Here is a 6834-nt window from a genome sequence, read left to right as displayed (position 1 = left end):
TGGGTCAGGTCCTTGCCTTTCGTTTCAGGGATGGTGAACACGAACGCAATGCTGATGGCCAGCAGCAGCACGGCGTAGACATTGAACAGGTTGGCCTGTCCGATGGTTCCGAGCCAGGCCTGCAGGTAGGGTGCCGTGCCGCCAAAGGCTGCGACGCAGATGGAGTAGGGCACGCCCACGCCCACGGTCCGGATCCTGGTGGGGAACAATTCCGCGTACACGGCCGGGACAATCGCGGCCGATCCGGCAATGAAGAACAGCATGACGGTCATGGTGACCGCGAGCTGCCACGGGGAGTCCTTCAGCAGCCAGGTCATGGGGAAGTGGAACAGCGCGGCGCCGGCGGCGCTCATGATGAGGACCGGCTTGCGGCCGATCCGGTCGGACAGCTTGCCCCAGAAGGGGAGTGCGGCGATGAACAGCACGTTGGCGATCACGCTCGCCCAGAGGGCCTCTCCGCGGTCCATCTTCAGCACGGAGGAAGCGTAGCTCGGCGTCACGACGCCCCAGATGTAGTAGGAGACTGTAAGCCCGACGGTGAGGCCGATGACCTGCAGGGCCTGCTTGCGGTGGCGGTAGATCTGCGGCCACATCGGCTCGTGCTTTTCCTTGGGTGATTCGGCCTCGAACGCTGCCGTTTCCTTCAGGCGCGCACGCATGAACAGCGCGTAGAGGCCCATGATGCCGCCGATGATGAAGGGGATCCGCCAGCCCCAGGCGTTCATGTCAGTCTTGCTCAGGACGTTGGACAGGGTGGCGCCCAGCATGGTTCCGGCCAGGATGCCGACGGTGCCGGAGGTGTAGATCAGTGTTGCCCAGAATCCGCGCTTTTCCTTCGGCGCCATCTCGGAGAGGTAGGTTTGCGACGACGGCAACTCGCCACCGTGGGCAAGGCCCTGGATCAGGCGGGCCACCAGGAGCAGCACGGAGGCAAACGCCCCCACGGTTTCGAAGGTGGGCGCGATGCCGATCAGCAGGCTGCCCAGGGCAGCGAGCCCCACCGCGAACGTCATGGACGTCTTGCGGCCGATCCGGTCACCGATCCAGCCGAACACGAAGCCGCCGAACGGGCGGGCCACGAAGCCCACGGCAAAGATCGCCAGGGTGGCCAGGAAGGCCGACGTCGGATCCTCCTTGCTGAACAGTGCGCTCGCGATGAAGGGCGAGAAGGTGGCGTAGATGGCCCAGTCGTACCATTCGACGGCGTTGCCGATGCCGGTGCCGATGAGCGTTCGCAGGTGGGACGTGTGTACTTTGACGCCAGCTGGGACGTCTGCAGTTGTGGTCATGGTGCGCTCCGGGAGGTCTTAGTGGGCCGAGGCCAGGGCTGCGATGCGGGAGACGGCCAGTTCTGCATAGAGTGCAGTTCCGTCGGAGAGTACGGCGTCGTCAAAGGCGGCGTACGGGGAGTGGTTGAAAGCAGTAGTGGTGTGGTCGGCGCCGGGGGCGACGGCGCTCAGGCCGATAAACGTCCCGGGTACTTCCGCCAGCACCCTGGAAAAGTCCTCGGAGCCGCTGAGCGGGGTGGCCCAGCGGACGAGGCGGGAGCTTCCAAAGAGGTTCTCAATGGTCTTCTCGGCGGTATGGGTTTCGTCGTCATCATTGACGGTGGCGGGATATTCGTGACGGTAGTCCACGTCCACCTCCAGTCCGTGGGCAGCGGCGATGCCCTTCAGCAGGGTGGGAACGGCGGTCATCATCCGTTCCCTTGCAGACTCGGAGAAGGTCCGGACGGTCGCCTCAAGGGTGGCCGATTCCGGGATGATGTTGCGCTTCGTGCCGGCCCGGAGGACGCCCACCGTCAGGACAACCGGATCGAACACGTTGAACTGCCGGGTGATCATGACCTGCAGGCGGTAACCATTTCGGCGGCCGCGGTCACGGGGTCCTTGGCCACATGCGGGGCAGAGCCGTGGCCGCCGGCGCCCAGGACGGTAACGGTGAGTGCGTCCGAAGCGCTCAGCATCACGCCGGACTTTGTGCAGAACCGGCCGTGCGGCTCCAGGCCCGAGAACACGTGCATCCCGTAGGCGGCGTCAGCACGGCGGCCGGCCGCGTCCAGGACGCCCTCGGCGATCATGTGGGATGCGCCGTCCCAGCCCTCTTCTCCCGGCTGGAACATCAGCACCACGTCACCGGCCAGCTGGTCCCGGCGCTCGGCCAACAGGGTGGCGGCGCCGGCCAGCATGGCGGTGTGGAGGTCGTGGCCGCAGGCATGCATGGCACCGTCAATCTTCGACGAGAAGTCCACCCCCGTCCGCTCCTGAACGGGCAGTCCGTCCATGTCGGCACGCAGGAGGACCGTTGGTTTGGTTGCCGACGCGTGCGGTGCGTTGCCGCGCAGGACCGCGGTGACCGACGTCGTGCTCTTGCCCAGGGTGATTTCGAACGGCAGGCCGTCGAGCGCCTTGAGGACTTTTTCCTGGGTCCGGGGCAGCTGCAGGCCGGTTTCGGGTTCCTGGTGCAGCTCATGGCGAAGCCGGACAAGCTCCGGCTGCAGCTCCCTGGCGTCGGTGCTGATTGACATCTGCTCTCCCTCTGGACGTGTGCCCGTTGATAACCTGTTGTCCATTGTGAGGTGATGTGGTTCACAACGTTCCAACATGCAGGAAAAGATCAAAAGTATGCTGGAATTGCAGAAATTGTGCACAGTATCGAAAGGTGGCCACGAGTGGTGCTCAGTGAGGAGGACCTTGCCCTGATCAACGTCCTGCAGGTGGCGCCGCGCATCAGCTGGTCGGATGCGGCAGAGGTCTTAGGGGTGCACGCCACCACACTGGCCGCGCGCTGGGACAGGTTGAGGTCCGCGGGGGCAGCCTGGACCACGGCGCATCTGATCGGCGACCCCAAGCAGATGTGTTTGGCGCTGGTGGATGTGGACTGCGAAATGCGGCTGCGGGCAGAGGTCACCGCCGAGCTTGCCGCCATCCCGGACGTGGTCACGGTGGAGGAAGCCGCGAGTAACAGGGACCTCATGCTGACAGTCATCTCGCCGACCCTGGAACAGTTCACGGACAACGTGCTGCCGCGGTTCAAGGAAATCCGGGGACTGCTGAAGTACCGCACATCGCTGGGGACGAGGCTGCATTCCGCCGGCAATGCCTGGCGGCTCAACGCCCTGGACAATGCGCAGCAAAGTGCCCTCCAGGTTCTTGCCGGCCTGGACGGCACCCAGGCAGGACTGCGGTCCGGCGCCCCGCTGCCGGCGAGCCATCTGGCCTTGATTCCGTTCCTGGCACGTGATGGGCGGGCGAGCGCCGCGGACATCGCCCGGAGCCTGGGCAGGAGCCCGGCAACGGTGCAAAGGCAGCTGAACAGGGTGATCTCCAGCGGTCTGCTGACCTTCCGCTGCGACATTGCACAGGATCTCTCCGGCTACCCGGTGAGCTGCCAGTGGTTCGCCAACGTGCCGCCGGGCCAGCACGAGGCAGCCGCTGCGGAACTCCGAGGCCTGCGGACGATCCGCTTGAGCGCGTCGACCAGCGGGAGGACGAACTTCGTGATCCTCATGTGGCTGAAGTCGCTGGCGGATGTCATGAATGCCGAACTGGCCCTCCAGCAGCGCATTCCGGATATAGAGCTCGTGGAAAGCGCCGTGATCCTCAGCCGGGCCAAGCGGATGGGCTGGATGCTGAACCCGGATTCGACGGCGACCGGCTCCGTCGTCTTCGACACGGAGGGAGTGGCAGTCTTATGAGCGGCGGGTCGGGGTACTTCAGGCGCCGGCTGGAGCGGGCCGCTGAGCTGCGCTCCTACCGCGGCGCGGGCATCAGCGCCGAAGAGGAGGCCGCGCTTGAGGCGGCCGAGGCGAAGGAGCGGGACAAGCGCAAGAAGGTGGACGATGCCCGGCGGGCTGAATACCTGATCCGGGACGCCATGGCGCAGGGCAAGTTCGACAACCTCAAATACGCGGGCAAGCCCATCCCCGGGCTGGGGGAAGCCTACGATCCGGACTGGTGGGTCAAAGGCCTTATCCAGCGGGAAAACATCAGCGGGCTTGGGCCCAAAGCCATCCTGCTGCGCGCCGAGGACGCCGAATTGGACGCCCGCCTCGATGCCCAGTTCACCGAAAAGCAGGTCCGGGACATGTTGGCTGACTTCAACGCCCGGGTGATCGACGCCCGCCGCCAGCTCCAGGGAGGCCCCCCGGTCATCACCAAAACGCGGGACGTGGACGCCGAAGTGGCCCGCTGGCACGAGCGCCGGGCTTCGCGGGCAGAGGCCGCCGCGCCCGACCCGGAACCGGAGCCCTCCTGGTGGCAGCGGCTCTGGCGCCGAACCACCTAGGGCGCGGAAGCGCTTCGGGTGCTGCGGAACCGTTTCGGGTGCGGAACCGCTGAGGGGAGCGGACGACGGCGGCGTCCCGCCGTCGTCAATCTTCAGGTTCGTCCGGCGGCGGATCGATCCCCGGATCGTCCGGGGTCTGGGGCGGTGTCGGGAAGTCGGGTGCGGGGGCCGGAGCGGGATCCGGCCCGGGTCCTGGCGCTGGAGCCGGCTCCGGCGCCGGAGCAGGAGGTGCCGGTGCCGGTGCCGGTGGTGGCTCCGGTGCAGGAGCGGGCGCCGGTGCCGGTGGTGCGGGCGGCGGGGGAGGAGCGGGGGCTGGTATAACGGCCGCGGCGGGCGCGGGCGGCGGCGCAACCCATGGCGCCGGGGGCGCCGGGTCATAAGACGGTTTCATCATCGATGCCGGTGGCGGCGGGAACTGGTTGGCCGGATACAGCGGAGCCGCCTGCAGCATGTAATTGACCCATTGCGGCCCGGCAATCATCCAGCCATCAAGCCGCGGGTAAAAGGTTCCATTGACGGTGACGTTCTGGCCGGAACGCTTCTGCCCCTCCAGCGCATCACCAAAGAAGGACGCGGTGACAAGGCCCGACGTGTAGCCCACCACCCACGTGGAGCCGTTGTTGTTCGAGGTGCCGGTTTTGGCAGCGGTGGGCATCTTGGTGTGGATCTTGGGGTTAATCCAGAAGCCCGAGCCTTTTACCAGCACATCCTGCAGCACCGAGTTGACCCCGCGGGCCACCTCGGGCTTCACCGCGTCCCGGCATTCGCTGGGTTGTGCCGGGAGCTTGCCGCCAGTTGCGTCAGTGACATCCGCCAGCGCCACGGGGGTGCAGAACTTTCCGTCGTTGGCGAAGGTGGCAAAAGCGTTGGCCATGTGCAGGGGCGCCACGCCGGTGGCGCCGAGCAGGTTGCCCAGCTGGTGCATGTTGATCTGGGCGCCGTCCAGGCCACTGTGAAGGCCCACCGTGTCCACCATCTTCTGGATGCCGCAGAAGTCCAGCTGGGCGGCGGTAGCGAACGTGGCGGTGTTGATGGAGTTGTACAGGCCGTAGTTGATCGGCATCTTGCGGTAAAAGCCCTCTTCGGCGTTCTGCAGGTCATCCGCTGCGCCCAGTTCCGGGTTGTTTTGGGCTGTACTGTAAGCGCCCAGCACCTTTCCGCAGCTGGAGCGCCACGGGAACCCCAGCGGGTACACCCGCCGGGACGCGTCCACCTCGGCCGTGAGGGATTTGCCTTCGTTGAGCCACTCAGCGAAGGTAAAAGGCTTCATCGTTGACCCGGGCTGGAAGCCGCCGGCGCCGTTGAGGTCATTCCCCTGGGGGTCTTTGGCGTCAACATTGAAGTTCAGTTGAGTGTCGAATTTTCCGGGCGCTGGCAGGAATACCGTGTTCTGGGCCATAGCCAGGATTTTCCCTGTCCCCGGCTGGACTGAGACCAGGGCCGCGCCCCAGTGGTCCGGGTTGGCGCCGGCGGAGCCATCCACCTGCGCCTGGGCTGCTGCCTGCAGCCTGCTGTCCAGCGTGGTGGTGATGGTGAGGCCGCCGCGGTAGAGCTTTCTCTGCCGTTCGATCAGGCTCGAACCATAGGCAGGATTGTTGAGGATCAGATGCGAGATGTAATCGCAGAAATAGGGGGCCATGGCCGCGTTGGCGCAACCTTGCCGCTCCGCAGTGATCTTGAGCTCGATGGGGGTGGCCGCAGCTTCGTCATGCTGGGCCTGGGTGATCTTGCCGTGTTTGAGCATCTCAGCGAGGACCTGGTTGCGGCGGGCCATCGAATTCTCGGGGTTGAGTGCGGGGTTGTAGAAGGTGGGGCTGTTGACCAGCCCGGCCAGCAGGGCTGCCTGCGGGAGGGTCAGGTCCTTGGCGGTGGTGCTGAAGAAATACTTGGCGGCCGCTTCCACTCCGTAGGCATCACTGTTGAAGAACACAATGTTCAGGTAGCCCTCAAGGATCTGGTCTTTGGTGAACTTCTTTTCCAGCGCGACGGCCAGTTTCATCTCCCGCAGTTTGACGCCCATGTCCTTCTGGCCGCTGAGGATCACCTCGTCCCGTTTGTCCTGGGATAGCCGCGCCTCGTTGATGACATTGGTGACGTACTGCTGGGTGATGGTGGATGCACCTTGCCGGCCGCCGGAGGTCACATTGGAAACGAGAGCCCGCATGATGCCCTGGGGGTCAATGCCGGCATGCTCGTAAAAGCGGCTGTCTTCGATCGCTACGATGCCGTCCTTGATGTACGGGGACATGTTGGCCAGGGGAACCCTGACGCGGTTTTCGGCGTAGAACGTGGCGATCGTCTTACCATCCGCGGTGAGCACCCTGGTGGTTTGCGACGGCGGCGGGACGGTGAGTTCTGCGGGGAGGCTGTCAAAGAACCCGATGGAAGTGCTGACTCCGAACCCTGCGGCTGCCACCGCCGGCACCACCAGGCTGGCGGCCAGTACGCCGCACAAGGCGCTCGCGGCGAAGAACCCCAGGATCCTTCCCAGGGTCCTGGCAATCCGGTGCTCGCGCTTCTTTTTCTTCGCCATTGATCAGCCCTCAA

General features: G+C 65.3%; 4 protein-coding genes and 1 pseudogene. 2 read left to right on the top strand and 3 right to left on the bottom strand.

What is annotated here, in order from left to right; genetic code table 11:
• Nucleotides 1-1289 (bottom strand): MFS transporter (locus IAQ70_RS22020; protein ID WP_190992088.1); only part of this gene is annotated, 1289 nt, incomplete at its 3' end.
• Nucleotides 1290-1307: 18 nt separating this feature from the next.
• A pseudogene (locus IAQ70_RS22015) lies at nt 1308-2527 on the bottom strand (M20 metallopeptidase family protein).
• A 144-nt stretch (nt 2528-2671) separates the two neighbouring features.
• On the opposite strand from IAQ70_RS22015, the gene IAQ70_RS22010 reads away from it, so the two are divergent.
• The gene (locus IAQ70_RS22010; protein WP_317983746.1) at nt 2672-3697 is read left to right on the top strand and encodes an Lrp/AsnC family transcriptional regulator; all 1026 of its coding nucleotides are present in this window, start codon (nt 2672-2674) and stop codon (nt 3695-3697) included.
• Nucleotides 3694-4287: a DnaJ family domain-containing protein gene (locus tag IAQ70_RS22005; RefSeq protein WP_190992086.1), complete on the top strand. Its 594-nt coding sequence runs from the start codon at nt 3694-3696 to the stop codon at nt 4285-4287. Before IAQ70_RS22010 ends, IAQ70_RS22005 begins: the two co-directional genes overlap by 4 nt.
• Before the next feature lie 85 nt (nt 4288-4372).
• On the opposite strand, the gene IAQ70_RS22000 is transcribed toward IAQ70_RS22005, so the two are convergent.
• On the bottom strand, nt 4373-6820 hold the full coding sequence (locus IAQ70_RS22000) for a transglycosylase domain-containing protein (protein ID WP_190992085.1): 2448 nt from the start codon (nt 6818-6820) through the stop codon (nt 4373-4375).
• Nucleotides 6821-6834 lie beyond the last annotated feature (14 nt).

Source organism: Pseudarthrobacter sulfonivorans, assembly GCF_014712225.1.
Classification (GTDB): domain Bacteria; phylum Actinomycetota; class Actinomycetes; order Actinomycetales; family Micrococcaceae; genus Arthrobacter; species Arthrobacter sulfonivorans.
This window is presented reverse-complemented; position numbering and strand designations above follow the sequence as displayed.

What these genes read in the sequence shown, in the direction of transcription:
- IAQ70_RS22000 (WP_190992085.1), bottom strand. Translation starts at nt 6,820, where the DNA reads ATGGCGAAGAAAAAGAAGCGCGAGCACCGGATTGCCAGGACCCTGGGA.
- IAQ70_RS22005 (WP_190992086.1), top strand. Translation starts at nt 3,694, where the DNA reads ATGAGCGGCGGGTCGGGGTACTTCAGGCGCCGGCTGGAGCGGGCCGCT.